This window comes from Actinospica robiniae DSM 44927 (assembly GCF_000504285.1).
Taxonomy (GTDB): Bacteria; Actinomycetota; Actinomycetes; order Streptomycetales; family Catenulisporaceae; genus Actinospica; species Actinospica robiniae.
In genome coordinates this window covers 4,765,047-4,791,199 of record NZ_KI632511.1, presented here as the reverse complement: position 1 = coordinate 4,791,199, position 26,153 = coordinate 4,765,047, and the positions used below count along the sequence as shown (strand labels likewise).

Genomic DNA, 26,153 nt, shown 5'->3' with positions numbered 1-26,153 from the left:
TAGCTGATTTGTTGTTCGCTCCACTGTATTCGCCGCGAAACCGGGCTGTTCGCGACCTTGGCGCAGCCTGAGATTGGTGTAGACCAGTCGTGTTTTCTCAGCCCTTGGACGCGCTCGTGCCGTGACAGGCCCACGACCTGCGTGGCGAAATCGTTATCGCCCGCAACAAATCTCCGCGATCAAGGACTTCCGCAAGCCGGGCCCTTGGATTTACGTTGCCTCAGACAACATTCCTTGGATCCGCCGCACCCGTCGGGTGCCGGCGCCCTGAGAAAGGACCACGCGCAATGATGCGTAAGGCCGTCCTGAGTGCCACCGTCGTCGGCGCCGCCGCCCTCGCTTTCGGTGTCGCCGGCTGCTCCTCGAGCTCGAGCTCCTCCAGCGCCTCGGGTTCTTCGACCACTTCCTCCTCCGCCGTGCAGGTCGGCATCATCCTGCCGGACACCGTCTCCTCCGCCCGCTACGTCAACGCGGACGCCCCGGCGCTGACCGCCGAGTGCAAGGTGAAGGCGCTCAACTGCGACATCCAGAACGCGCAGGGCGTTCCGGCCACGCAGCAGTCGCTCGCCGACAAGATGATCAACACCGAGCACGTGCAGGTGCTGATCCTCGACCCGCTCAACACCACGGTGGGCGCGGCGATCGAGAAGGAGGCGCACGCCGCCGGCGTCAAGACGATCGACTACGACCGCCTCGACACCGGTGCCAGCCCGGACTACTACGTCTCCTACGACAACACCAAGGTCGGCCAGCTCCAGGGCCAGGCCCTGGTCGACGCCGCCAAGGCCATGGGCATCACCAAGCCGGACGTGGCGATCCTGGACGGCGCCACCACCGACCACAACGCGGTGCTGTTCAACCAGGGCTACATGTCGGTCCTCAACCCGCTGATCAAGGCCGGCACCTGGAAGGAGGCCGGCGAGCAGTGGGTCACCAACTGGGACAACCCCACCGCCGGCACCGACTTCACCTCGATGTACAACAAGGACCACAACATCAACGTGGTCATGGTCGCCAACGACGGCATGGCCAACGCGGTCATCCAGGACCTGAAGAACCTGGGCATCGCGGGCAAGGTCGTCGTCTCCGGCCAGGACTCCTCGGCCGCCGGCCTGCAGAACATCCTCTCCGGTGACCAGTCCTTCTCGATCTACAAGGCCGCCAAGGGCGAGGCCGTCCCGGCCGTCGACCTGGCCGCGCAGATCATCGGCGGCAACGTCACCGAGACCTTCACCTCGGTCACCGACCCGACCAACAACACCCAGGTCAAGTCGATCCTGGCCACCCCGGTCGTGATCACCAAGTCCAACGTCGACCAGCCGGTCAAGGGCGGCGACGACAAGTACTCGGACGTGTGCACCTCGGCCTTCGCCGCGGCCTGCTCGGCCGCCGGCATCACCCAGTAGAACCCCTGACCACCGCCCGCGCCGCGGCCGCAGCCGCGGCGCGGGCGGTGTGACCACCCGAAGGCGCGAAGGAGAGCCTGAATCATGAGTGACAGCACAGAGCCGATCCTCCGGCTGCGGGGGGTCACCAAGTCCTTCGGACCCGTCGAGGTCCTCAAGGGCGTCGACTTCGAGGCGCGGCCCGGCGAGGTCACCGCCCTCGTCGGCGACAACGGCGCCGGCAAGTCGACGCTGGTCAAGTGCATCGGCGGCACGTACCAGGTGGACGGCGGGGAGTACCTGTTCCACGACAAGCCGGTGACCGTGCACAATCCGCGCGACGCGGCCGGCCTGGGCATCGAGATCGTCTACCAGGACCTCGCACTGGCCGACAACCTCGACATCGTCCAGAACATGTTCCTCGGCCGTGAGCGCCTCAACGGCCGCACCCGCACTCTGGACGAGGCCGAGATGGAGCACCTGGCCGGCCAGGCCCTGGCCTCCCTCTCGGTGCGCACGGTGAAGTCGGTGCGGCAGAAGGTCTCCAGCCTCTCCGGCGGCCAGCGCCAGACCGTGGCCATCGCCAAGACCGTGCTGTGGAACTCCAAGGTCGTCATCCTGGACGAGCCCACCGCCGCGCTCGGCGTGGCGCAGACCGCGCAGGTGCTCGACCTGGTCCGGCGCCTCGCCGACCAGGGCATCGCGGTCATCCTGATCTCGCACAACATGCTCGACGTGCTCAAGGTCTCCGACAGTGTCGCGGCCCTCTACCTCGGCCGGATGGCCGCGCAGGTGCGCACCTCGCAGCTCAACCACACCCAGATCGTCGAACTGATCACCGCCGGCCGCTCGGGCGACCTCGGCCTGGTCGAGACCTCGAAGGGAGCTGTCGCATGAGCACCGAAGCCACTGCCGCAGCCGAACCCCGCGACGCGGTCGCGGACCACGAGGCGGCCAACCCCGCCGCCCACGTCACGGCCCTGATCCCGCAGACCCTCGGCGACACCCTGCGCTCCTACCTGCGCCAGGTGCGCAGCGGCGAGACCGGCTCGGTGCCGGCCGTCGTGGGCGCGGTGCTGCTGATGGTGGTCTTCGGCCTCGCCCAGTCCAGCTTCCTGACCACCAGCAACATGGCGCAGATCGTGCAGCAGGCGGCGCCGAACACGATCCTGGCCATGGGCCTGGTGTTCGTGCTGCTGCTCGGCGAGATCGACCTGTCCGCCGGCGTGGTCGGCTCCACCGCCGCCTCCGTCGCCGCGGTGCTCTCGGTCAAGCACGGGGCGCCCTGGTACCTCGCCATCCTCGGCGCGGCCGTCTTCGGCGCCGTGTCCGGCACCGTGCTCGGCTGGTTGCGGGCCAAGCTCAACATCCCGTCCTTCGTGGTCACGCTCTCCGCCTTCATCGCCTTCCAGGGCATCCAGGTGCTGGTGATCGACTCGAAGAGCAACGGCATCCAGATCAACGACCAGACCCTGCACAACCTCTACTTCGGCCGGCTCGCCCCGGCCGCGGGCTGGGGGGTGCTGATCGCCTCGGTCGCGCTCTACGCCCTGGTCAAGGTGCTGCAGGCGAACGCCCGCCGGCGCAAGGGCCTGGCCAACGAGCCGATCAGCGTGCTCGGCCTGCGGGTCGCGGCGATGCTGGTGTTCGGCGGCATCTTCGTGCACCTGATGAACATCGACCAGGCGGTGGCCTGGCAGCAGCGCCAGGGCATCCACCAGCGCGGTGTGCCGTGGTCCGCGGTCATCATCCTCGGCCTGCTGGTCGTGCTCAGCTTCGTGCTCACCAAGACCCGCTACGGCCGGCACGTGTTCGCGGTCGGCGGCAACGAGGAGGCGGCCCGCCGCGCCGGCATCAGGGTCCTGGCGATCCGCACCTCGGTGTTCGTGATCTGCTCCGCCATGGCGGCGGTCTCCGGCCTGGTCCTGGCCGGCCAGCTGGGCGGCGCCAACACCGGCGACGGCGGCGGCAATACCCTGCTTTACGCGGTGGCCGCGGCGGTCATCGGCGGCACCTCGCTGATGGGCGGGCGCGGGCGGGTGGTCGACGCGGTGCTCGGCGGCGCGGTGCTGGCGATCCTGGCCAACGGCGTCTCCGACCTGATCCAGGGCGGCAACGCGGCCGCGTACGAGCTGATCATCGACGGTGTGGTGCTGCTGCTGGCGGCGGCCGTGGACTCGATGTCCCGGCGCGCGCGGCGCTGAGCGCATCTCATCGCAACAGTCTGATCACCCTTCCCCGGCCCGCCGCGACGTTGCGGCATAGTATGTGCCCAGAACCGGGATTGTGAGGATTTCCATGGCTGCCGGACCGGGTGGTTCGACGCAGGACGAGGTGCGCAGGCACAACGTCTCGACCCTGCTGCGCTACGTGCATGTGCACGGCCCGACCTCCCGGGCCGAGCTGACCAGTGCCATGCAGCTCAACCGCTCGACCATCGGCACGCTCACCGCCGACCTGGCCGGCGCCGGGCTGGTGCGCGAGGAGCTTCCCGCGCGCACCGCCGGCGCCGGGGCCGGCCGGCCCTCGCTGGTGGTCTGGCCGCGGCCGGAGCAGGTGTACGTGCTCGCCTTCGACATCGGCGTGGACTACCTGATCGCGGCCCGGGTGGGCCTGGGCGGTTCGATCCTGGACCGCCGCGAGCTCTACCGGCCGCGCGGCGACTACGCCATGGACGACGTGGTGGCGCACCTGTGCCGGTTCACCGCGGAGATGTCCGCGCGGGCCGAGCCCGGCGCGGCGTGCGTGGGCGCGGGCGCGGCGATCGCCGGCGTGGTGCGGGAGTCCGACGGCCTGGTCCGGTTCGCGCCGAACCTGGGCTGGGTGGACGAGCCGCTCGGCGGCGCGCTGGCCGAGGGGCTCAGCCGGCACGGGGTGCGCGGGCGGGTCGCGGTCGCCAACGACGCGGACCTCGGCGCGCTGGCCGAGCACGTGCGCGGAGCCGCGGCCGGCTCCTCGGACGCGGTCTACCTGACCGGCGAGGTGGGCGTGGGCGCCGGGATCATCGTCAGCGGGGAACCGCTGCGCGGCCACGGCGGCTACGGCGGCGAGATCGGCCACATGGTGGTCAATCCGGCCGGCCGGCTGTGCCGCTGCGGAGCCCGCGGCTGCTGGGAGACCGAGATCGGCGAGAAGGCGATCCTGGACGCGGCCGGGCATCCGGACGGTCCGCGCTCGACCGTGCCCGCCGTGGTGGCCGCGGCCGCCGGCGGCGATCCGCGCGCGCTGGCGGCGCTGCGGCACGTGGGGGAGTGGCTCGCGATCGGCGTCGGGAACGTCGTGAACGTCTTCAACCCGGAGGTCGTGATCTTCGGAGGCCTGCTGCGGGACCTGTTCCCCGCGGTGGACAGCCAGCTGCGCGGCCACCTGGCCACCACGGGCCTGGCCGCCCCGCGCGAGCAGGTCCGGCTCACCGCGCCGGGTCTCGGCGCGGACTCCACCCTGGTCGGCGCGGCCGAGCGGGCCTTCGGGCCGCTGCTGACCGATCCGCCCGGCACCCTCGCCCTGCTGGCCTGAACCCGCCCCGCCTCGCACCGCCGCGCGCCGCCCGCGCTGACCCCGCGTCAGCCGGAGCGGCGCGTCGTCGTGCGCGGGGCCGATCGCGGCGCAGACCATGATAGAACAGGACAATTGTCGGCCGTTGTCGCGGACGGTGAAGATGATGTGGAGGTGTGCGCCCGGCCGACGGGCGGCGACCGCTCGCCGCATAGACTCGGAGGGCTCGCCGATCGCGTGGGGGCCTGTGCCTTGCGCGCGGCCCGGGCCAGGACTACGCCCGGAAGGTAAGGGTCGTCGGTGGCTTCCGCCGGCCCGATCGGAAAAAAGACGCTGACGCTGAAGGAGACCCCGGTGACCAGCTTGTTGGAATCGGTTCGGCAGCCGCGCGATCTGGACCGGCTCGGCCGCGCCGAACTCGACCGGCTGGCCGCGGAGATCCGCGAATTCCTGATCGAGAACGTCTCGCGCACCGGCGGGCACCTCGGACCCAACCTCGGCGTGGTGGAGCTGACCATCGCGCTGCACCGGGTCTTCGACTCCCCCCGGGACGCGCTGGTCTGGGACGTGGGCCACCAGGCCTACGTGCACAAGCTGCTCACCGGCCGGCAGGACTTCGAGAAGCTGCGCAACCGCGGCGGCCTGTCCGGCTACCCGGCCCGGGCCGAGTCCGAGCACGACATCGTGGAGAACTCGCACGCCTCCACCGCCCTGAGCTACGCCGACGGCATCGCCAAGGCCTACCGGGTGCGCGGGCTGACCGACCGCCGGGTGGTGGGCATCATCGGCGACGGCGCGCTGACCGGCGGCATGGCCTGGGAGGCGCTGAACAACATCGCCGGCGGCGACCTGCCGGTGGTGATCGTGGTCAACGACAACGAGCGCTCCTACGCCCCGACCATCGGCGGCCTGGCCAACCACCTCGGCACCCTGCGCACCACCCAGGGCTACGAGCGCTTCCTGGACTGGGGCAAGTCCGCCCTGGCCCGCACCCCGTACGTGGGCGGCGCGATCTACGAGACGCTGCACGGGGTGAAGAAGGGCCTCAAGGACATCGTCACCCCGCAGGGCATGTTCGAGGACCTGGGCCTGAAGTACATCGGCCCGATCGACGGGCACGACGTGGACGCGGTGGAGTCCGCGCTGCGCCGGGCCAAGGCCTTCGGCGGCCCGGTGATCGTGCACGTGCTCACCCGCAAGGGCGAGGGCTACGAGCCGGCCCGCGAGGACGTGGTGCACCAGCTGCACCAGGTCAACCCGAAGACGAACCCGGAGACCGGGCTGCCGTTCCAGATCACCGGCACCTCGTGGACCGACGTGTTCTCCGAGGAGATGCTCAAGATCGGCAACGACCGGGAGGACGTGGTCGGCATCACCGCCGCGATGCTCATCCCGGTGGGCCTGCACAAGTTCGCCCAGCGCTACCCGGAGCGCATCTACGACGTCGGCATCGCCGAGCAGCACGCGGCCACCTGCGCCACCGGCCTGGCCTACGGCGGCCTGCACCCGGTGGTCGCGGTGTACGCCACCTTCCTCAACCGCTGCTTCGACCAGGTGCTGATGGACTGCGCGCTGCATAAGGCCGGGGTGACCTTCGTGCTCGACCGGGCCGGGATCACCGGGCCGGACGGCGCGAGCCACCACGGCGTCTGGGACCTGTCGATCCTTCAGGTCGTGCCGGGCCTGCGCATCGCCGTGCCGCGGGACGCGGCGCAGGTGCGCTCGCTGGTGCGCGAGGCGGTCGAGGTGGACGACGCGCCGACGGTGGTGCGCTTCTCCAAGGGCTCGGTGGGCCCGGAGATCGAGGCGCTCGAGCGGGTGGACGGCGTGGACGTGCTGCGCCGGGCCGCCAAGCCGCACGGGCAGGGCGACCTGCTCATCGTCGCGGCCGGCCCGCTGGCCGCCGCCGCGCTCGACGCCGCGGCCCTGCTGGCCGAGGGCGCCGAGGGGCAGGAGGCGATCGAGGCGACCGTGGTGGACCCGCGCTGGGTCAAGCCGGTCAACCCGGCGCTGGTCGAGCTCGCCCGGGCCCACCGCGCGGTGGTGACGGTGGAGGACAACGGCCGGGTCGGCGGCGTGGGCGCGGCGATCAGCCAGGCGCTGCAGGACGCGGACGTGTTCCGGCCGACCAAGGTGCTCGGCGTGCCGGCCGAGTTCCAGGCGCACGACGAGCGGCCGGCGATCCTCTCCCGGCTCGGCCTCGACGGCTCCGGCATCGCCGCGGCGGCCCGGGCTTTGCTGAAGAACTGAGTACCATTCAATTCTTCGCGTGGCCCGCGAAAGTTGCGAAATGCTGAAGCGGGCTTGAAGAAGGAATGAGGGGCGGCTGGAGACATCCGGCCGCCTTCTTCCGTTCATCCGCGCGTGGGTTCGCTGAACTGCGGGAAAAGGTTGCGCGAGCTGTGTCACAAAGCTGAAACGTATCTGGAAGGATCGTTACGCTGCTGTGGCCGGATGGCCCGGACCGGACTGGCAGAATTTCAGGCTTGTGGACACACCTGACTCCGGCAAGAGTTCCAAGCCCGGCACCGTCATCATCGGCGCCGGTCCCGCAGGCCTGACCGCCGCGTACGACTTGACCAAGCACGGCCACCCGGCGCAGGTCTTCGAGTCGGAGAATGTGGTCGGCGGCATCTCGCAGACCGCCGAGCGCGGCGGCTGGCGGTTCGACATCGGTGGCCACCGGTTCTTCACCAAGGTCAAGCAGGTCGACGACCTGTGGCACGAGATCCTGCCGGAGGAGGACTTCCTGCTCCGGCCGCGCATGTCCAGGATCTACTACCAGGGCAAGCTGTTCGACTACCCGCTCAAGGCCGGCAACGCGCTCGGCAACCTGGGCGTCGTCGAGGCGGCCAAGTGCGTCGGCTCCTACACCTGGGCCAAGATCCGTCCGCCGAAGAACCAGGACTACTTCGACGGCTGGGTGACCGCGCGCTTCGGCAAGCGGCTCTTCCGGATCTTCTTCAAGACCTACACCGAGAAGGTGTGGGGCATGGACACCTCCGAGCTGCCGGCCGACTGGGCCGCCCAGCGGATCAAGAACCTGTCGCTGTTCGGGGCCATCGTCAACGCGCTCAACCCGCGCAAGGGCTCGAAGAAGATCACCTCGCTGATCGACGAGTTCTACTACCCCAAGTTCGGCCCCGGCATGATGTGGGAGACCTGCACCGAGAAGGTGCGCAGGCAGGGCGGATCGGTCGAGCTGAACGCCTGGGTCAAGACCGTCTCCTGGACACCGGAGCAGGGCGCCACCTCGGTCACCGTGGTCACCCGGGACGAGGACGGGGCCGAGACCGAGCGGGTGGTCCCGGCCGACGACGTGATCTCCTCCACCCCGATCTCCGCGCTCGTCCTGGCGATGGACCCGCCGGCCTCGGCCGAAGCGATCGAGGCGGCCAAGGACCTGCGCTACCGCGACTTCCTCACCGTCGCCCTGGTGGTCCCGGAGAAGCACGGCTTCCCGGACAACTGGATCTACATCCACTCCCCGGGCGTGCGGGTCGGCCGGATCCAGAACTTCGGCTCCTGGTCGCCCTACCTGGTCAAGGAGGGCCGCACCTGCCTGGGCCTCGAGTTCTTCGTCAACGAGGGCGACGACCTGTGGACCAAGGCGGACGAGGACCTGGTCGAGCTCGGCACCCGGGAGCTGGAGGAGCTCGGACTGGTGACTCCGGGCTCGGTCGAATCCGGGTACGTGGTGCGGATGCCGAAGGCCTACCCCGTCTACGACGACAAGTACGCGGCCGACCTCGAGGTGATCAAGGCCTGGCTGGCCGCCCACACCCCGAACGTGCACCCGGTCGGCCGCAACGGCATGCACCGGTACAACAACGCCGACCACTCGATGCTGACGGCGCTGCTGACCTCCGAGAACATCCGCACCGGGACCCACCACGACGTCTGGCAGGTCAACGTCGAGGAGGAGTACCACGAGGAGTCCAACGACGGCAGCTCCTCCACCACCACGCCCAAGGGCACCGGCCGCGACGCGCCGATGATGCCGCGGCCGCGCGGGGAGAAGGCCGGCGCGGGGGTCTGACGCGCGAGCCGGCCGCCGCGCGGCCGGGTTCGCCGAACTTCATCCGAGCGAGTGAGTGCGCCGGGCCGGGCCCTTCCGGTCCGGCCGGGACTTCCGGGGGCGGCAGCGTGTTCGAGAAGATACAGACGATACAGATGCCGGCGCCGGATCCGGCCGGCCCGGCGCCGGCCGCCGAGGAGCCGGCCGCGTCGCGGCTCCGGCGCGCCCGCGACGGCGCGCAGCGGCTGGCGCTGCACACCGCGGCCTGCCCGGCGTTCTGGCTGTGCCTGCTGGGCACCCTGTTCTACGCCAAAATGGCGGTGCAGCGGGTGGACCAGCACCTGACCGGCTCCTACGACTTCGGCCTCATCTTCGGCGTGGTGCACGGCTGGGCCTTCCACGGCTTCCCGTCCGAGCCGCTCTCCCAGCCGATGTTCACCAGCGAGTGGGGCGACCACTTCGCCCCGATGCTGGCGATCCTCGCGCCGCTGCTGTGGATCCACGACTCACCCGGCATCCTGGCCGGCGCGCAGGCGGTGATCATCTGCGCGGCCGGAATCCCGATCTACTTCGCGGTGCGCCGGATGCACGGTCCGGTGGCCGGGTCGATCGCCTGCGTGTTCTACCTCAGCTGCATGGAGGTGCAGAACGCGATCGGGTTCGACATCCACGAGAACATGTTCGAACCCCTGCTCATCGCGATCGCCCTGGAGCGCGCGCTGGCCCGGCGGTGGACCGCGATGTCCGTGGCGGCGGGCCTGCTCCTGCTGTGCTACGAGGACATGGGCGCCCTGGTGTTCCTGTTCGGGCTCTGGGCCCTGCGCCATCGCAAATGGCGGCACGGAGCGGTGCTGTGCCTGCTCGGCCCGTTCGTGATGATCCTGTTCTCCAACGTGATCGTGCCCGTCTTCGGCCACGACCAGGCCTACTGGCAGATACGCCACTTCGACTACCAGGGGACCCTCAACGCCTCGACGATGCAGCAGGCACTGCTGCACGTGTTCGAGCATCCGGGTCACGCGTGGCGGGTCATGTTCGACGAGCAGTACAAGAAGACCACCTGGTGGCTGCTGTTCGCGCCGCTCGGATGCGTCTGCCTGCTCTCGCCGATCGGCTACTTCTCGATGACCACCATCGTGCTGTTGATGCTCTCCTCGAACGACACGCACGGCAGTTTCCACTACCACTTCTACCTCCAGGTCGCCCCGATCCTCGTCATCGGCGCGGCCGACGGCCTGCGTCGGATCGGGCTGGTCGCGCGCTGGCTCTGGCGCCGGGCGAGACGCCCGCTGCCGGATCGGCTCGGCTGGCTCAGAGCGCAGCGCACCCGGCGGATCGCGGTGGTGGCGCTGGCCCTGGCCGCGCTGGCCGGCTCGTACGCCTCGCAGCGTCAGCACGGCCGGACCACGTCCATGGCCGCGTGGCAGTTCGTGCGCGGCAAGGACGTGCGCAATCACCAGAAGCTGACCGCCATCAACACCGCCGCCACCCATGTGCCGAGTGGGGTGAACGTGTTGGCCAGCAACGATCTCGGCACCGTACTGATCGCCCGGGACACTGACGTCCCGCTGTCGCAGTATGCCGACTACGCGTTCTTCGACACCGGGTTCCACCCCGGCATCACCGGGCCGCAGTTGGCCGCGACGCTCGAGCAGCAGGGCTTCAGCCTCGTCTTCCTCGACGACGGCGTGTACGTCATGAAGCTGATCCGCCGGTAGCGCAAGCGAAAAGGGGCCGTCATCGCGTACGTACGCGATGACGGCCCCTTTTCGCCTGCCCGGTGCCGAGCGGATCCCGCTACGGCAGCGACGCCACGCCCTTGTCCAGGAACCGGTGCCCGGCGACCTTCTCGGCCACGCCGGCGCGGTCCAGGTACGGCGTGATACCGCCGAGGTGGAACGGCCAGCCGGCGCCCAGGATCATGCACAGGTCGATGTCCTCGGCCGCCGCGACCACGCCCTCGGCGAGCATCAGGTCGATCTCCTCGGCCAGCGCCTCCACCGCGCGCTGGAGCACCTGCTCCGGCGTCGACGGGGAATCGCCGACCTCGAACAGCGTCTCGAGCTCCGGGTCGACCACGCGCGCGCCGTCCACCCACTGGTAGATCCCGCGCTTGCCCGCCGCCACCAGCCGGCGCACGTTCTCCGAGACCGGGAAGCGGTCCGGGAACGCGGTGTGCAGCGTCTCGGCCACGTGCAGGCCGACCGCCGGGCCGACCAGCTCCAGCAGCTCGAACGGGGACATCGGCAGGCCCAGCGGATCCAGCGCGCGGTCCGCCGTCTCCACCGGGGTGCCCTCGTCCAGGACCTGGTTGACCACGCCCATGAACCGGGTCAGGATCCGGTTGACCACGAACGCCGGGGCGTCCTTGACCAGCACGCAGTTCTTCTTCAGGTTCTTGCCCACCACGAAGGCCGTGGCCAGGGTGGCGGCGTCGGTCTTCTCCGCGCGCACCACCTCGAGCAGCGGCAGCACCGCGACCGGGTTGAAGAAGTGGAAGCCGACCACCCGCTCCGGGTGCTCGAGCTTCGCGGCCATCTCGGTCACCGAGAGCGAGGAGGTGTTGGTGGCCAGCACGCAGTCCGGCCGCACCACGGCCTCGACTTCGGCGAACACCTGCTGCTTGACCGACATCTCCTCGAACACGGCCTCGATCACGAAGTCCGCGTCGGCGAAGGCGTCCTTGGTCAGCGAGCCGGTCACCAGGGCCTTGAGCCGGTTGAGCTTGTCCGAGCTCAGCCGCCCCTTGAGCGCCTGCAGCTCGAGCTGTTCGTGCACGTACTTGACGCCCTTGTCCACGCGCTCCTGGTCGATGTCGGTGAGCACCACCGGCACCGCCAGCCGCTGCACGAACAGGGTGGCCAGCTGAGAGGCCATCAGGCCCGCGCCGACCACGCCGACCTTCGTCACCGGCTTGGCCAGCGACTTGTCCGGCGCGCCGACCGGGCGCTTGGCCCGCTTCTGCACCAGGTTGAAGGAGTAGACGCCGGAGCGCAGCTCCTCGCTCATGATCCGGTCGGCCAGCGCGTCGTCCTCGGCGTCGAAGCCCTCGTCGCGGGAAGCGGTGCGGGACTTGCCGATCAGCTCCAGCGCCAGGTACGGCGCCGGCGTGGCGCCGTGCACTCGGCTGTCCGCGATCTGCCTGCCGCGCTCGAGCGCGGCGGTCCACTCGGCCTCGTCGTAGGTGCGGCGTTCGACCACGATCTCGCCGCTGACCACGCGCGCCGCCCAGCCCAGCGACTCCTCGAGGAAGTCGGCGGGCTCGAAGATCGCGTCGGCGATGCCGAGCTCGAACACCTGCTTGGCCTTGAGCTGGCGGTTCTGCGAGAGCGGGTTGTCCAGGATGACGGTGACGGCCTTGTCCGGCCCGATCAGCCGCGGCAGCAGCTGCGTACCGCCCCAGCCCGGGACCAGGCCCAGGAAGACCTCGGGCAGCGAGAGCGCGGGCACCCCGGAGCTGACGGTGCGGTAGGTGCAGTGCAGCGCGATCTCCACGCCGCCGCCCATGGCCGCGCCGTTGACGAAGGCGAAGGTGGGCACCGGCAGCTCGCCGAGCCGGCGGAACACGTCGTGCCCCTGCCGGCCGGTGGCCCGGGCCAGCTCCGCGGACTCGGCCGCGGCCACCGCCTTCAGGTCCGCGCCGACGGCGAAGATGAACGGCTTGCCGGTCACCCCGGCCGCCACGATCGCGCCGGCGTGGGCCAGCTTGGCCACCTCCTCCAGCGCGGCGTCGATGTTCGCCAGCCCGCGCGGGCCGAAGGTGGTCGGCTTGGTGTGGTCGAAGCCGTTGTCCAGGGTGACCAGCGCGAACCGGCCGGCGCCGCCGGGCAGCTCGAGCAGGCGGACCGGCGCGTGCGTGACGACCTCGTCCGGGAACGCGGCCGCGGCCCGGTCGATCAGGTCCTGTCGGGACGTCGAAGTGCTCACTTGCCGTACTCCTCGTGCTGCGGGTTCTCCCAGATCACGGTGCCGCCCATGCCCAGGCCGATGCACATGGAGGTCAGGCCGTAGCGGACTTCGGGGTGCTCGGCGAAGTGGCGCGAGAGCTGCGTCATCAGGCGCACGCCCGAGGACGCGAGCGGGTGGCCGGTCGCGATGGCCCCGCCCCACGGGTTGACCCGGGGGTCGTCGTCGGCGATGCCGTAGTGCTCGAGCAGCGCGAGCACCTGGACCGCGAAGGCCTCGTTCAGCTCGAACAGCCCGATCTGATCGATGCCCAGACCGGCCAGGGCCAGCGCCTTCTCGGTGGCCGGGACCGGGCCGAAGCCCATCACCTCGGGCTCGACGCCGGCGAAGGCGAAGGAGACCAGCCGCATGCCGACCGGCAGGCCGAGCTCGCGGGCGACGTCCTCGGCCGCGATGATCGAGGCGGTGGCCCCGTCGTTCAGGCCCGCCGAGTTGCCCGCGGTCACCCGCCCGCGCACCCGGAACGGGGTCTTGAGGGCGGCCAGCGCCTCGACGGTGGTGCCGGGGCGCGGCGGCTCGTCCGCGGTGGCCAGGCCCCAGCCGGGGCCCGCCTGCGACTCGAGCCCGCCGCGCGTGGCGACGGCGACCAGGTCCGGCTGGATCTTGCCGTCGGCCAGCGCCTTGGCGTACTTCTCCTGGGAGGCGGCGGCGTAGGCGTCGGCGCGCTCCTTGGTCAGCCCCGGGAAGCGGTCGTGCAGGTTCTCCGCGGTCATGCCCATGGACAGGGCGGACTCGTCGACCAGCCGCTCGCTGATGATCCGCGGGTTCGGATCCACGCCCTCGCCCATCGGGTGGCGCCCCATGTGCTCGACGCCGCCGGCCACCGCCACGTCCACCGCGCCGAGCGCGATCGACCCGGCCACGCTGGTCACGGCGGTCATCGCGCCCGCGCACATCCGGTCGATGGAGTAGCCGGGCACCGACTTCGGCAGCCCGGCCAGCAGCGCCGCCGTACGCCCGAGGGTCAGCCCCTGGTCGCCGATCTGGGTGGTCGCCGCGATGGCCACCTCGCCGATCCGCTCCGGCGGCAGCCCCGGGTAGCGGCGCACGAGCTCCCGGATGCACTTGATGATCAGGTCGTCGGCCCGGGTCTCGGCGTACATGCCCTTCGGGCCCGCCTTGCCGAACGGGGTACGGACGCCGTCCACGAAGACGACGTCGCGCGCGGTACGAGGCACGGTGGCACTCCTAGCGTGAAGCGATGACAGGTGCTCTGCGGTCATGCTACTCGCGAGTAACCTATTTCGGTACCACGGAGTCCGCTCTCGCTCGGCTCAGCTCCGCCCTAGGTTCGTCCGATGTGTGTGATCCGGGCGATGCGCTTGGCGTCGTCGATTTCGACCAGCACCCGGTAGAGGCCGATCTGGAGACGAACCGCATCGGGTCCGTAGGGGAACGGGCCTCGTGGCCGGGGATCGTCGGCGAGCAGGTCGGTGCAGTCGAAGACCGCGAGCACGCCGTCCGGATCGTCGTCGGCGAGCAGCATGGCCCGCATCTGGGCTGCGGGCTCCCATTCGACGGTGTGCCGTTCGCTCATCCGCTGTTCTCGTCGCTCCCACGACGTGCTGCCAGACGATCGAGCACCATGCGCCGCGCCTCGTCGTTCGGGATGCCGGGCGCGAGTGAGCCCTCTGCCCGCTGCCGCAGGTACCGCTCGTGAGCGAGCTGCTCCTCGAGATCGTGAATGGCGTCGGGGTGGACGATGGCCGCGATCTGATGTCCGTGATCCGTCAGATAGATCGGTTCACGGCTCGTCGAGGCCTCACGTGCGAGGGCGCCGAGCTGGTTGCGCGCTTCGGTGATGGCGTAGGTCGACATGCAAGAAACTGTACACAAGTGCGCACTTCCTCGCACTGACTCGGACGAGTGATAGGGCCCCGCCCGCTCACACCACGTGCGCCGCGGCCCGGCGCAGCGCGGCGCCGAGGACGTGGGCGGTCAGCTCGACCTGCCAGGGGCGGGCGCCGCCCTTGCGCAGGTACTCGACGATCACCTCGTCGTCCAGGTCGGCGGGCGGGGCCCAGCACAGGCGGCGGACGAGGTCCGGCAGCAGCAGGTTCTCGGTCGGGACGTGGTGCTCGTCGGCGATCGCGCTGACGGCGGGGCGGGCGACGGCGAGGCGGGCGGCCGCTTCCGGGTCGCTGCGCTCCCAGGACTTCGCCGGCGGGGGCGCGTCGGAGCGCGGCGGGTGGTGCGGCAGATCGCGGTCGGGCAGGGCCAGGGCGGCCTCGAGCGCGGCGAAGTAGCCGACGGCGTCGGCCGAGCGGGTCCGGCCGCTGTAGCCCGGCAGGGCTCTGAGCAGGTGCACCGTCTTCGGCAGCTTCGTGGCGGCCTCGATGATGGCGGCGTCGGGCAGCACCCGGCCGGGCGCCATGTCCCGGCGCCGGGCGAGCTCGTCCCGCCGCTCCCAGATCGCCCGGACCACGGCGAGGTTGCGTGCCTTGCGCACCCGGTGCACGCCGGAGGTGCGGCGCCACGGCTCGGCGCGCGGCTCGGCCGGGGGCGCGGTGCGCACCGCCTCGAACTCCTGCTGCGCCCACTCGGACTTGCCCTGCGCGGTCAGCTCCGCGTGCACCGCGTCCCGCAGGTCGACCAGCAGCTCCACGTCCAGGGCCGCGTAGGTCAGCCACGGCGCCGGCAGCGGGCGGGTGGACCAGTCGTCGGCCGAGTGGCCCTTCTCCAGGTGGTAGCCGAGCAGGTCCTCGATCATCGGGCCGAGGCCGACGCGCGGGTAACCGGCGAGGCGGCCGCCGAGCTCGGTGTCGAACAGCGAGGACGGGGTGAAGTTCAGCTCGCGCAGGCACGGCAGGTCCTGGCTCGCCGCGTGCAGCACCCATTCGGTCTCGCCCAGCGCCGCCGCCAGGGCGCCCAGGTCGGGCACCGCGATCGGGTCGATCAGCGCCGTGCCCGCGCCCTGCCGCCGCAGCTGCACCAGGTAGGCCCGCTGGCCGTAGCGGAAGCCGGAGGCCCGCTCGGCGTCCACCGCGACCGGTCCGGTGCCCGCCGCGAACCGCGCCACCGCGTCGGCCAGACCCGCCGGATCCGAGATCACCTCGGGTACGCCCTCGCGCGGGGTCAGCAGCGGCGCGGCCGCGGCGGTCTCGGCGGGCTCGGTCACGGCCTGCGGCTCGACCGGAGGCGAGGACGGGCCGGCGGGCGGCTCGTGGGCGGCGGCGGTATCGGTCACCCCCTTACCGTAACGCGCGGTTCGTTTCCCCGGTCCCGATCCCGGACACGGCCGGATCGGGCCGCCTCGCCGGCACCGTATCGGCCCTGTTCACGGTCCATTCATCTGATCTCACGAGAAGTCGCGCTCACCACGCCGGAGTACGGCCCGCCCCTGGTATGAAGGTGGGGTGAGACACGCCGTCGTCGTGGGCGGGGGAGTCGTCGGACTCGCCACCGCCCGGGAACTCTCGCTGGCCCGAGGCTGGCACGTCACCGTGCTGGAGAAGGAGGCGCACTGGGCCGCGCACCAGACCGGCCACAACAGCGGCGTCATCCACGCCGGGCTCTACTACCGCCCCGGCAGCCTCAAGGCGCGGATGGCGGTGGCCGGCAACGCCTCCATGGCCGCGTACGCGCAGGCGGCCGGGGTACCGGCGCAGGTGTGCGGAAAGCTGGTGGTGGCCACGGACGAGTCCGAGCTGCCGCGGCTGCGCAAGCTCGCCGAGAACGCCGAGGCGAACGGGGTGCCGGCCGAGCTGATCGACCCGGCCCGGGCCCGCGAGTACGAGCCCGAAGTGGCCTGCGTCGCCGCGCTGCGGGTGGAGAGCACCGGCATCGTGGACTTCGGCGCGGTCTGCCGGGCCTTCGCCGCCGAGCTCGCCGAGCACGGCGCTGACCTGCGCACCTCCAGCCGCGTCACCGGCATCCGGGCGACCGACGCCGGGGTGACGGTGCAGACCGAGACAGGCCACGTGCACGCCGACGCGCTGGTCAACTGCGCCGGGCTCTACAGCGACCGGGTGGCCCGGATGGCCGGGCTGCGCCCGAGCGCGCGGATCGTGCCGTTCCGGGGCGAGTACTACGAACTGGCGCCGCATCGGCGCGATCTCGTCCGAGGCCTGATCTACCCGGTGCCCGACCCGCGCTTCCCGTTCCTGGGCGTGCACCTGACCCGGATGATCGACGGCAGCGTGCACGCCGGCCCCAACGCGGTGCTGGCGTTGCGCCGGGAGGGTTACCGCCGCCGCGACTTCTCCGCGGCGGACCTCCTGCAGACGCTCGCCTACCCCGGCACCTGGCGGCTCGGCGGGAAGTACTGGCGGGCCGGGCTGGACGAGGTGCTGCGCTCGTTCTCGCGCGAGCGGTTCGCCCGCAGCCTGGCCCGGCTGGTGCCCGCGATCACCGCGGCGGACCTGGTGCCGGCCGGCGCCGGGGTGCGCGCGCAGGCGCTGACCCGGGACGGCGCGCTGGTCGACGACTTCGTGATCGAGTGGGCGCCGCGCCAGGTGCACGTGCTCAACGCGCCCTCGCCCGCGGCGACCGGCTCGCTCGAGATCGCCCGGCACGTGGCCGACCTGCTCACCGACGCGGTCGACTGAGTCGGCGGGCGGACCGAGGCCGGCGGCTCACAGGCGCAGGAGCCGCCGGCCTCGTGGGACCCGCCCGGCCTGACAGCGCAGCCGTGCGGGTCGGTCGGGATCCGGCCGAACGGTGCGGCGCACTCGGCCAACGTCCGCGGGCCGCGCGGGGTCATGCCCTGGCCGGGCTTTGACCGCCGAAGTTCACCCGTGCGCGGTAATAAGCAGACAGGCCCGACAGCAAGACGATCGCCTCGCGCCGCTCCGAGCGGAGCAGCGCGAGGCGATCGCGTACGGCGGCTCGCGCCGCCTGAGTGTTGCGCGTCCGGCCCCTTCGCCCGCAGGCCTCCGATCGTCCCCGGCCGCCGGGGCGCCGCCCGGCCGGTCAGGCGATGATCCCGCCCCGCATGGCCACCGCGACCATGCCGGCCCGGTCGCCGGTGCCGAGCTTGCGGGCGATCCTGGCCAGGTGGCTCTTCACGGTCAGCGCGCTCAGGCCCATGGTCTGCCCGATCGCCTTGTTCGACCGGCCGTCCGCGACCAGCCGCAGCACCTCGATCTCGCGCGCGGACAGCTCGCGCACGCCCGCGTTCATGGTGTTCGGGATCGAGCCCTGGGCCAGCGCCGCCATCGTCCCGGCCTGCCCGCTCATCGCGGCCAGCCGGCGCTCGCGCAGGTGCGGCGGGAGCTGGCCGAGGCCGCCCGGGCCGTTCATGCCGTTCAGGCCGGGCCGCGCCTGCGGCAGGGTGCGCGCGCCGGTGACGACGTAGCCGCGGACCCCGGAGGCGAGCGCCGCGCGGACCGCGTTGGTGTCGTCGGCGGTGGAGATGGCCACCGCGCTGTTCCACCCGGCCGTGCGCATCTCCGCCAGCAGCGCCAGCCCCGGCCCGTCGGGCAGGTGCACGTCCACGACGGCGATATCGCGCACCGTGGCCATCCGGCTTCTTGCCTCGGCGATGGTCGAGGCCTCCACGACGTCGCGGACGCCGAGAGCCCACAGGTGCCGGGTGACGGAGGTGCGAACGCGGGGGTCGTGCACTACTACCATCGCGGTCAGCTTGGCCGGTCGATAGGCCAGCATGCTCGCGGCGTGGTCGACGAGGACGGACACCGGACCTCCCTGGAGGTGGAGGGTTGGACCGGTCGGCGGGGGTGGAGGGCCAACCGGACGGAACGGCTGTGCTCTAGCCCTTCCGGGGAAGGAATCGGCAATGTGGGTGGCGACCTTTAGCGTGAGCCGACCGGCGAACGGCCGATTGGTTGCGCCGTCCGTGCGAGACGGTTGCGTATGGTCCTCACCCGGACGCAGTAGCCGATCAGCCGACCGCCCCAGGCTCGGGCTGCGGATTCCGCCGTGTGGGTAACTTCTTTACCCGGATATCGGTCGGGTTAACCAAATTTGGATGTGTACCTGTTTGGGTCAATAGATGACCGCTGATCCAATCTCTGGATGTCCGAGCTCGACGCGCCGAAGCCGGAGTGCGGCGAATCCGCCCCGGTCGTGGGCACGGGACGCAGGGGGATGGCGCGTCGTGGACGGTGTGGCGCGACGGTTCGGCGGGATGGCGCGGCGACTCGGTACGAGGGGCTCGGCGCGTGGGGCTGCTCAGCCGCCGACGCGGGGCAGCCGGGCGACGCCGGCGAGCTCCGGCGGCAGGCCCACGGCCTGGGCGAGGCAGCGCGACCAGGCCTCGACGTGCGCGGCTAGCCCGGGCCAGGCCGTGGCCGGGGTCCACATCCGGTTTCCGGGCCGGCGCGGGCCGTCGGCCGGCTCCGGCGGGAGCGGCGACCAGGACGCGCGCAGCTCGACCGAGGTGCTCATGCCCTGGTCCGCGAGCTCGCCGAAACCGGCCGAGGCGCAGCGGGTCACGGTGCCGCCCAGCGCGGCGTATCCGAGCTCGGACAGGGCCTCGGACAGCCAGGACCAGGTCACCTCGGGCAGCAGCGGATCCTGCGCGATCTCGGCCTCGATCTCGGCCTGCAGCAGCGTGACGCAGCGCCAGCTGCCCTGCCATTCCTCGTGTCCGGCCGGCTCGTAGAGCAGCACGAAGCGCCCGGAGCCGAGTTCGAGCTCTTCCTCCGGGCCCGGCTCGGTCACCGAGGCGGAGAGCGCGTGGCTGTGCGCGGCCAGCCGGCGCGGCGCGGGCAGCGGCTCGAACTCGATCCCGGCCGGCGGCCGCAGGGCCGAGATGCCGCCGACGGCCGCCGCGAACACCTCCGGCACCGCGTCGTCCGCGAGGCCCGGGGCGGTGGACGCCGCGGCGCGGCCGGCGCCTGGCGGATGCGGATGCCGGTTCATGGTCGCAGCGTACGACCGGGCGGGCGGGCGCGTCGGGTAGGCGCGCCCGATCGCGGAAAAGTCAGCTGTGACGGTCCTCACAAAATAACCGCCCGCCGACGCCGCGGCCGGGGCCGGAGCACACCCGTCCGGGGCGAGTACGGCCCGGCCCGCCCGCCCGGGTATCGTGCAGTTCGTGAGTGGTACGCCCCGATCCCAGCCCCAGCCCGCGGCCGACTCGGCCTTCCTGCGGGCCTGCCGCCGCCAGCCTGTCCCGCACACCCCGGTGTGGTTCATGCGCCAGGCCGGCCGTTCCCTGCCGGAGTATCACAAGGCGCGCGCGGGTGTGCCGATGCTCGACTCCTGCTTCATGCCCGAGCTCGTCGCCGAGATCACAATGCAGCCGGTGCGCCGCTACGGCGTGGACGCCGCGGTCTACTTCAGCGACATCGTGGTGCCGCTGCGGGCGATCGGGCTCGACGTCGAGATCAAGCCCGGCGTCGGCCCCGTCATCGCCGACCCGGTGCGCACCGCCGCGGACCTCGACCGTCTGCGCGTGCCCACACCGGAGGAGCTCGCCCCGATCTCCGCCGCCGTCCGGCTGCTGACCGCCGAGCTCGGCGCCACGCCGCTGATCGGCTTCGCCGGCGCGCCCTTCACCCTGGCCAGCTACCTGATCGAGGGCGGCCCGTCGAAGGGGCACGAGCTGACCAAGGCCATGATGTACGGCGACCCCGGCCTGTTCACCGCGCTGCTCGACCGGATCGCCGACATCACCACCGCGTTCCTTACCGCGCAGATCGACGCCGGCGCGAGCGCCGTGCAGCTGTTCGACTCCTGGGTCGGCGCGGTGGCGCCCGAGGACTACCGCCGCCACGTCCAGCCCGCCTCGGCCAAGGTCTTCGCCGCGGTCGCCTCGCGCGACGTGCCACGGATCCACTTCGGCGTCGGCACCGGCGAGCTGCTGCGCGACCTCGGCGAGGCCGGCGCGGACGTGGTCGGCGTGGACTGGCGCGTCCCGCTGGACGAGGCCGCCCGCCGGGTCGGCCCGGGCAAGGCGCTGCAGGGCAACCTCGACCCCGCCGTCCTGTTCGCCCCGCCCGCCGCCCTCGACGCGGCCGTGCAGCGGGTGCTGGACCAGGCCGCCGGGCTGGAGGGCCACGTGTTCAACCTGGGCCACGGCGTCCCGCCGAACGCCGATCCGGACCGGCTCGCCCGCGTCGTCGAATACGTACACGAACACACCCGCGCCGGGAGCTGATCCCATGTCAGAGCCAGCGGCCGGCGCGCCCGCCCGAGTCCGGCTGCTCGTGGTCGGCGGCGGCATCACCGGCCTCGCCGCCGCGCGGGCCGGTCTGGACGCGGGGCTGGCGGTCACCCTGCTCGAGGCCTCCGGCCGCTACGGCGGCAAGCTCGCGCTCGGGCACGTGGCCGGCAGCTCGGTGGACCTGGGCGCGGAGTCGATCCTGGCCCGCCGGCCCGAGGGCGTCGCGCTGGCGAAGGCGGTCGGGCTCGGCGAGGACCTGGTGCACCCGGCCACCACCGCGGCCGGGGTGTGGAGCCGCGGCGAGCTGCATCCGCTGCCGGCCGGCCAGCTCATGGGCGTGCCCGGGGACCTGCGCGCGCTGGGCGCCAGCGGCCTGCTCGGCCCGCGCGGCCTGGCCCGCGTGCAGGCGGACCGGGTGATGCCCAAGACTCCGGTCACCGAGGACGTCTCGGTGGGCGAGTACGTCGGCCGCCGGCTCGGCCGCGAGGTGGTCGACCGCCTGGTCGAACCGCTGCTCGGCGGCGTCTACGCCGGCCACGCCGACCGGCTCTCGCTGCGGGCCACCGTGCCCCAGCTGGTCCCGCTGGCCGAGGCCGGCACTCCGCTGACCACCGGCGTGCGCGACCTGCTGGCCGTCGGCGCCGCAACGAGCTCCGCCGCCGGCGAGGCGCCCAAGCCGGTGTTCGCCGGCATCCGCGGCGGCGTGGGCCGGCTGCCCGCCGCCGTGGCCGCGGACGTGGCCGGCCGCGGCGCCGAGCTGCGCACCGGGGTCGGGGTCGCCGCGGTGCGGCGTGCCGCGGCGGGCTGGCAGGTCTCGCTCACCGACGGGACCGCGCTAGAGACGGACCTGCTGGTGCTCGCCGTGCCGGCGTACGTCGCCCGCGGCCTGCTGGCCGATGTCGCGCCGGCCGGCGCGGCCGGGCTCGCCGAGATCGAGTACGCCTCGATGGCCATCGCCACCTTCGCCTTCCACCGCAGCGCCTTCACCGACGTGCCGCCCGGCTCCGGCTTCCTGGTTCCGCCGGTGGACGGCCGCGCGATCAAGGCCGCGACCTTCTCCAGCATCAAGTGGCCCTGGCTCGCCCACAGCAGCGGGGAGATGGTCGTCCTGCGCGCCTCGCTCGGCCGGCTCGGCGAGAGCGAGATCCTCGAGCGTGAGGACGACGAGATCGCCACGGTGGCGCTGGCCGACCTGGCCGACGCCGTGGGCCTCACCGCCCGGCCGGTGGACCGGCAGGTGCAGCGCTGGACCGAGGCCCTGCCGCAGTACGCCGTGGGCCACCTGGACCGGGTCGGGCGCCTGCGCGCCGCCCTGCCCGCCGGGATCGCGGTCGCCGGGGCCGCGTACGACGGCGTCGGCATCCCCGCCTGCATCGCCTCGGCCGCCCGCGCGGTCGAGGACCTGACCGAAGGGAACGCACCATCATGACCGACACCGACACCGGCGCCGCGGGCACCTCGGCGGTGCCCCCGGCCGCCACCGCGGCGGCCGCCGAGTCCGCGCCCGGCACGACCGCGCCGTCCACCGAGCGCCCGGTCAGCCGCAAGGCCCGGGAGCTGAACGACGAGATCCGCTACACCAGCTGGTCGGTGTTCAAGGCCGTGGCCGAGCTGCCCGAGGACGAGGGCCTGCGCATCGGCTACGCCGAGGAGGTGCTGCAGCTGTTCACCAAGCTCGCGGCGGACCGCGACGTGGTGGTGCGCGGCACCTACGACACGGCCGGCCTGCGCGCCGACGCCGACCTGATGATCTGGGCGCACGGCCCGACCGCGGAGGCGCTGCAGGAGCTCTACTCCTCGTTCCGCAAGACGCTGCTGGGCCAGTGCTGCGAGCCGGTGTGGTCGAGCATGGCGCTGCACCGGCCGGCCGAGTTCAACAAGAGCCACATCCCGGCCTACCTGGCCGGCGAGGCCGCGCGCGACTGGGCCTGCGTCTACCCGTTCGTCCGCTCGTACGAGTGGTACCTGCTGCCGGACGAGGAGCGCCGCGCGCTGCTGGCCGAGCACGGCAAGATGTCGCGTGAGTACCCTGACGTGCGCGCGAACACGGTGCCCGCCTTCGCCCTTGGCGACTACGAGTGGCTGCTGTGCTTCGAGGCGAACGACCTGCACCGGATCGTGGACCTGATGCGCCACCTGCGCGGCTCGGAGACCCGCCGGCACGTCCGGGTGGAGATCCCGTTCTACACCGGGCGGCGCAAGCCGCTCGAGGAGATCGTCAGGGTGCTGCCGTAGCCGGAACGGTGCCCGCGCGCTCGGTAGCATGGGGCAATGCCCTCGGACGAAGCCGCCACGCAGCAACAGGACACTGATACCGGGTTCCCGGAGCGGCCGTGGCAGCGGATATCCGCGGCCGGACGGCCGGCCCACCACCGCCGCGGCCTGCGCAACGGGCTCGGCGCGCTGGTGGGCGTGGCGGTGGTCGGGGTCGTCGCCGTCCTGCTGTCCGGGGGCTCGGGCGCCCGGACCGCCGCCGCGCCCGCCCCGACGCTCTCCGCCGCTCCCGCCGCCTCGGCCGTCTCCACCCCGTCCGGCTCCGTCGCGACCGGCGACGGCGAGGCCGGCGGCACGGTGCAGGGGGCCGCGGCCGACGTCGCCGTCCCGGACGTCGCGGGCAGCCTGGTCAGGCTGACCGGCCCGACCGCGGACACGGTGACCTCGGACATGGCCAAGGCCGACGCCGCCGACGAGACCCTGGCCGGCGCCGAGTTCGGCGCCTACGCGACGACCGGCACCAGCACCTATTTCAGCAACCTCACTCTGGTCCCGCTCAACGCGACGCTCAAGCAGCTGGAGAAGGCGGGCCCGGCCGCCGCGCTCGAGTCCGTCGTCAAGAACGGCCTGGCCGACAGCGCCGCCGAGCCCTCCGCCGTGACGAAGGGCGCGATGACCTGCGGCATGATCGAGGGCGGGAAGGTCCCGCTGCGGGCCTGCAGCTGGATCGACGATTACGAGTACGGTCTGACCGCGTTCCCCTCCACGCTGACCAACGACGTGGCTGCGCAGTACTCCGCGGCGCTGTGGACCGCGTCTGAGGGCTCTGCGAAATCGTCGGCGATCTCGGCCACCGCCACGGGTTTCTGAGGCAGCTCACACCGGACCGGGGTCGCGGGGCGCGAGGGACACGCGGCGGAAAGCGGTTTTCTCACCTGACTATCATCGTCGGAGTGACCTTCGAGAATCCTCCCGGCGACGCTGTTCCGCCGGCCCAGCAGTATCCGATACCCGGTCAGCCGTACCCGGGTCAGCAGTACCCGGCCCAGCCGTACCCCGGCCAGCAGTACCCGGCCCAGCAGTACCCCGGCCAGCAGTACCCTGACCCGTCCGCGCAGCAGTACCCGGCCCAGCCGTATCCGGGCCAGCAGTACCAGGATCCCTCCGCCCAGTCCTGGGGAGCGCCGCCTGCGCAGCAGCAGCCGTGGGGAGCGCCCCCTCAGCAGCCGCAGCAGCCCTGGGCCACGCCGGCGCCCGGCTTCGGCCCGCCGCCCGCGCCGAAGAAGTCCCGCACCGGCCTCATCGTCGCCGGCGCCGCGGTGGTCGCGGTCGCGCTGATCGGCGGCGTCTTCGCGGCGACCTCGGGCGGCGGGAGCAAGCAGCCCGCCGCGCTCAGCACGCCCCCGACGGACGGCGCGTCCTCGAAGGCGTCGTCCGCGGCGGTGGATTCGGGCGGCGTCGCCATGCCGGCCTCGGCCGACGGGCTGCAGCAGATGACCGGATCCGACGGCCAGGCCAGGACGAACGCGATGAAGAAGGCCGACTCCACGTCGGCGATCTACGCGGACGCCCTCTTCGGCGCGTACGCGAAGAGCGGCAGCACCCAGTACTTCAGCAACCTCACCCTGATCCCGGCCGCGAAGTCGTCCGAGCTCAAGGGCATGCTGGAGGCCACCACCACCTCGAGCTTCATCTCCACGGTGGTCGAGCAGGTGGGTCTCACCGACACCGCGACCGAGACGACGTCCATGCCGGGCGGCGCGATCATGTGCGGCATCGACGAGTCGGACGACATCACCCTGCGTATGTGCATGTGGGCTGATGCGAACGAATACGGCCTCGGCGCGTACCCGGAGGCGACCTCCAACGCTCAGGCGGCCGCGTACTCCCTCGCGCTGTGGAAGGCCTCCGAGCAGAGCTGACCCGCGGTGTCCGGGGCCGGGCGCGTCGTCCGGCCCCTACGCCGGCTGCTGCTGGGTGATGCAGTGGATGCCGCCGCCGCGCTCGAAGACGGGGCGGGCGTCCACGAGCTCGACGGTGCGGCCGGGCAGCAGCTTGCCGAGGATGGCGGCGGCCTCCTGGTCGCGCGGGTCGTCGAAACCGCAGAGCAGGACGAAGCCGTTGCCGAGGTAGTGGTTGATGTACGAGTAGTCGACCGGCTCCCCGTCGGCTTCGGCCAGGATCGTCGGGGCCGGGATCTCGACCACTTCGAGGTGGCGGCCCTTGGCGTCGGTGGAGGCGCGCAACAGCGCGGCGTTCTCCCTGCCGACCTCGTGGTCGGGGTGGGCCGGATCGGGCTGGGTGTGCACGACGACGACGCCGGGCTGGACGAACGCGGCGACGATGTCGACGTGGCCGCGGGTGCCGAACTCGCCGTAGTCGCGGGTGAGGCCGCGCGGGAGCCAGATGACCTTCCGCACGCCGAGGAAGTCCCGCAGCTCCCGCTCGACCTGTTCCTTCGTCCAGTCCTTGTTACGGCCCGGGTCGAGCTGCACGGTCTCGGTGATCAGCACCGTGCCCTCGCCGTCGACGTGGATTCCGCCGCCCTCGTTGACCATCCGGGACGCGAAGCGCCGCGCGCCGGCCAGGCCGGCGACCTCCTCGGCGATCTTCGAGTCCTTATCCCACTGCGCCCACTCCTGCGCGCCCCAGCCGTTGAACACCCAGTCGGCCACGGCGAGCTCCCCGCCGTCGCCGACCAGGAAGGTCGGGCCGATGTCGCGCATCCAGGCGTCGTTCAGCGGCCGCTCGACCTGCCGCACCGCCGCGTCGAGCCAGAGCTCCGCGGACGCGCGGGCCGCCGGGTCCACCACCATCGTCACCGGCTCGTGGCGCGCGATCGTGTTCGCGACCTGCGACCAGGCGCGGTAGGCGTCGTCCGGCTCGTCGCCGAGCGTGTATCCCTCGGTGGGCCAGGCCATCCAGGTGCGCTCGTGCCTCGCCCACTCGGCCGGCATGCGGAATCCGAGCTCTGCCGGGACGGTCATGTTCGAGGTCTCCTTCG

The 26,153-nt window shown here is 72.1% G+C and carries 21 protein-coding genes; 13 read left to right on the top strand and 8 right to left on the bottom strand.

Annotated elements, in window-relative coordinates; genetic code table 11:
* Nucleotides 1-287: 287 nt before the first annotated feature.
* The 7 genes from ACTRO_RS20270 to ACTRO_RS20240 all read left to right on the top strand — a co-directional run bounded on the left by ACTRO_RS20270 (nt 288) and on the right by ACTRO_RS20240 (nt 10,616).
* A complete protein-coding gene (locus ACTRO_RS20270) occupies nt 288-1,406 on the top strand; it encodes a sugar ABC transporter substrate-binding protein (RefSeq protein WP_245594433.1) in 1,119 nt (372 codons plus the stop codon).
* Between the two features lie 84 nt (nt 1,407-1,490).
* The gene (locus ACTRO_RS20265; protein WP_034265247.1) at nt 1,491-2,282 is read left to right on the top strand and encodes an ATP-binding cassette domain-containing protein; all 792 of its coding nucleotides are present in this window, start codon (nt 1,491-1,493) and stop codon (nt 2,280-2,282) included.
* The gene (locus ACTRO_RS20260) at nt 2,279-3,589 is read left to right on the top strand and encodes a sugar ABC transporter permease (protein ID WP_063628039.1); all 1,311 of its coding nucleotides are present in this window, start codon (nt 2,279-2,281) and stop codon (nt 3,587-3,589) included. Before ACTRO_RS20265 ends, ACTRO_RS20260 begins: the two co-directional genes overlap by 4 nt.
* A gap of 94 nt (nt 3,590-3,683) precedes the next feature.
* The gene (locus ACTRO_RS20255) at nt 3,684-4,901 is read left to right on the top strand and encodes an ROK family protein (RefSeq protein ID WP_034265246.1); all 1,218 of its coding nucleotides are present in this window, start codon (nt 3,684-3,686) and stop codon (nt 4,899-4,901) included.
* A gap of 333 nt (nt 4,902-5,234) precedes the next feature.
* Nucleotides 5,235-7,130 (top strand): 1-deoxy-D-xylulose-5-phosphate synthase, encoded by a 1,896-nt coding sequence (gene dxs, locus ACTRO_RS20250; protein WP_034275820.1) that lies wholly within the window; start codon nt 5,235-5,237, stop codon nt 7,128-7,130.
* Nucleotides 7,131-7,368: 238 nt separating this feature from the next.
* Nucleotides 7,369-8,919: an NAD(P)/FAD-dependent oxidoreductase gene (locus ACTRO_RS20245; RefSeq protein WP_051451110.1), complete on the top strand. Its 1,551-nt coding sequence runs from the start codon at nt 7,369-7,371 to the stop codon at nt 8,917-8,919.
* A 107-nt stretch (nt 8,920-9,026) separates the two neighbouring features.
* Complete coding sequence (locus tag ACTRO_RS20240) at nt 9,027-10,616, top strand: DUF2079 domain-containing protein (RefSeq protein WP_157436347.1); 1,590 nt, start codon at nt 9,027-9,029, stop codon at nt 10,614-10,616.
* A 79-nt stretch (nt 10,617-10,695) separates the two neighbouring features.
* On the opposite strand, the gene ACTRO_RS20235 is transcribed toward ACTRO_RS20240, so the two are convergent.
* From ACTRO_RS20235 to ACTRO_RS20215, 5 genes are all read right to left on the bottom strand, one after another.
* Nucleotides 10,696-12,825, bottom strand: coding sequence for a 3-hydroxyacyl-CoA dehydrogenase NAD-binding domain-containing protein (locus ACTRO_RS20235; RefSeq protein WP_034265241.1), 2,130 nt, complete (start codon nt 12,823-12,825; stop codon nt 10,696-10,698).
* Complete coding sequence (locus ACTRO_RS20230; RefSeq protein ID WP_034265237.1) at nt 12,822-14,042, bottom strand: thiolase family protein; 1,221 nt, start codon at nt 14,040-14,042, stop codon at nt 12,822-12,824. The genes ACTRO_RS20235 and ACTRO_RS20230 overlap by 4 nt, the downstream gene beginning before the upstream one ends.
* Nucleotides 14,043-14,149: 107 nt before the next feature.
* Nucleotides 14,150-14,401, bottom strand: a complete 252-nt coding sequence (locus ACTRO_RS20225) for a type II toxin-antitoxin system RelE family toxin (RefSeq protein ID WP_034265234.1) — start codon at nt 14,399-14,401, stop codon at nt 14,150-14,152.
* Nucleotides 14,398-14,682 carry a type II toxin-antitoxin system Phd/YefM family antitoxin gene (locus tag ACTRO_RS20220; protein ID WP_051451109.1) on the bottom strand — a complete coding sequence of 95 codons (285 nt, stop codon included), beginning with the start codon at nt 14,680-14,682 and terminating at the stop codon, nt 14,398-14,400. The genes ACTRO_RS20225 and ACTRO_RS20220 overlap by 4 nt, the downstream gene beginning before the upstream one ends.
* A 67-nt stretch (nt 14,683-14,749) precedes the next feature.
* On the bottom strand, nt 14,750-16,051 hold the full coding sequence (locus ACTRO_RS20215) for an HRDC domain-containing protein (protein WP_245594432.1): 1,302 nt from the start codon (nt 16,049-16,051) through the stop codon (nt 14,750-14,752).
* A gap of 169 nt (nt 16,052-16,220) precedes the next feature.
* On the opposite strand from ACTRO_RS20215, the gene lhgO reads away from it, so the two are divergent.
* Nucleotides 16,221-17,411, top strand: a complete 1,191-nt coding sequence (lhgO, locus tag ACTRO_RS20210) for an L-2-hydroxyglutarate oxidase (RefSeq protein ID WP_034265231.1) — start codon at nt 16,221-16,223, stop codon at nt 17,409-17,411.
* Nucleotides 17,412-17,775: 364 nt separating this feature from the next.
* Here the strand turns inward: lhgO and ACTRO_RS20205 are convergent, their stop codons facing one another.
* Both ACTRO_RS20205 and ACTRO_RS20200 read right to left on the bottom strand, forming a co-directional pair.
* Nucleotides 17,776-18,501 (bottom strand): response regulator transcription factor, encoded by a 726-nt coding sequence (locus tag ACTRO_RS20205; RefSeq protein WP_034265228.1) that lies wholly within the window; start codon nt 18,499-18,501, stop codon nt 17,776-17,778.
* A gap of 495 nt (nt 18,502-18,996) precedes the next feature.
* Nucleotides 18,997-19,689: a DUF3000 domain-containing protein gene (locus tag ACTRO_RS20200; RefSeq protein WP_051451108.1), complete on the bottom strand. Its 693-nt coding sequence runs from the start codon at nt 19,687-19,689 to the stop codon at nt 18,997-18,999.
* Between the two features lie 175 nt (nt 19,690-19,864).
* On the opposite strand from ACTRO_RS20200, the gene hemE reads away from it, so the two are divergent.
* The 5 genes from hemE to ACTRO_RS43600 all read left to right on the top strand — a co-directional run bounded on the left by hemE (nt 19,865) and on the right by ACTRO_RS43600 (nt 25,071).
* Entirely contained in the window at nt 19,865-20,929 is a 1,065-nt protein-coding gene (hemE, locus tag ACTRO_RS20195) for a uroporphyrinogen decarboxylase (RefSeq protein ID WP_034275807.1), read from the top strand.
* 4 nt (nt 20,930-20,933) lie between these two features.
* Nucleotides 20,934-22,364: a protoporphyrinogen oxidase gene (gene hemG / locus ACTRO_RS20190; protein WP_051451106.1), complete on the top strand. Its 1,431-nt coding sequence runs from the start codon at nt 20,934-20,936 to the stop codon at nt 22,362-22,364.
* The gene (hemQ, locus tag ACTRO_RS20185; protein ID WP_084316415.1) at nt 22,361-23,170 is read left to right on the top strand and encodes a hydrogen peroxide-dependent heme synthase; all 810 of its coding nucleotides are present in this window, start codon (nt 22,361-22,363) and stop codon (nt 23,168-23,170) included. Before hemG ends, hemQ begins: the two co-directional genes overlap by 4 nt.
* A 36-nt stretch (nt 23,171-23,206) precedes the next feature.
* Complete coding sequence (locus ACTRO_RS47375) at nt 23,207-24,019, top strand: hypothetical protein (protein ID WP_034265225.1); 813 nt, start codon at nt 23,207-23,209, stop codon at nt 24,017-24,019.
* An 83-nt stretch (nt 24,020-24,102) separates the two neighbouring features.
* Nucleotides 24,103-25,071, top strand: coding sequence for a hypothetical protein (locus ACTRO_RS43600; RefSeq protein WP_051451105.1), 969 nt, complete (start codon nt 24,103-24,105; stop codon nt 25,069-25,071).
* Nucleotides 25,072-25,107: 36 nt separating this feature from the next.
* On the opposite strand, the gene ACTRO_RS20170 is transcribed toward ACTRO_RS43600, so the two are convergent.
* Nucleotides 25,108-26,136 carry an agmatine deiminase family protein gene (locus ACTRO_RS20170; protein ID WP_034275798.1) on the bottom strand — a complete coding sequence of 343 codons (1,029 nt, stop codon included), beginning with the start codon at nt 26,134-26,136 and terminating at the stop codon, nt 25,108-25,110.
* Nucleotides 26,137-26,153 lie beyond the last annotated feature (17 nt).

Coding starts and splice junctions, on each gene's coding strand:
- ACTRO_RS20220 (WP_051451109.1), bottom strand. CDS start 14,682: ATGTCGACCTACGCCATCACCGAAGCGCGCAACCAGCTCGGCGCCCTC.
- ACTRO_RS20200 (WP_051451108.1), bottom strand. CDS start 19,689: ATGAACCGGCATCCGCATCCGCCAGGCGCCGGCCGCGCCGCGGCGTCC.
- ACTRO_RS47375 (WP_034265225.1), top strand. CDS start 23,207: ATGCCCTCGGACGAAGCCGCCACGCAGCAACAGGACACTGATACCGGG.
- ACTRO_RS20260 (WP_063628039.1), top strand. CDS start 2,279: ATGAGCACCGAAGCCACTGCCGCAGCCGAACCCCGCGACGCGGTCGCG.
- hemG (WP_051451106.1), top strand. CDS start 20,934: ATGTCAGAGCCAGCGGCCGGCGCGCCCGCCCGAGTCCGGCTGCTCGTG.
- hemQ (WP_084316415.1), top strand. CDS start 22,361: ATGACCGACACCGACACCGGCGCCGCGGGCACCTCGGCGGTGCCCCCG.
- ACTRO_RS20225 (WP_034265234.1), bottom strand. CDS start 14,401: ATGAGCGAACGGCACACCGTCGAATGGGAGCCCGCAGCCCAGATGCGG.
- ACTRO_RS20170 (WP_034275798.1), bottom strand. CDS start 26,136: ATGACCGTCCCGGCAGAGCTCGGATTCCGCATGCCGGCCGAGTGGGCG.
- ACTRO_RS20265 (WP_034265247.1), top strand. CDS start 1,491: ATGAGTGACAGCACAGAGCCGATCCTCCGGCTGCGGGGGGTCACCAAG.
- ACTRO_RS20255 (WP_034265246.1), top strand. CDS start 3,684: ATGGCTGCCGGACCGGGTGGTTCGACGCAGGACGAGGTGCGCAGGCAC.
- ACTRO_RS20270 (WP_245594433.1), top strand. CDS start 288: ATGATGCGTAAGGCCGTCCTGAGTGCCACCGTCGTCGGCGCCGCCGCC.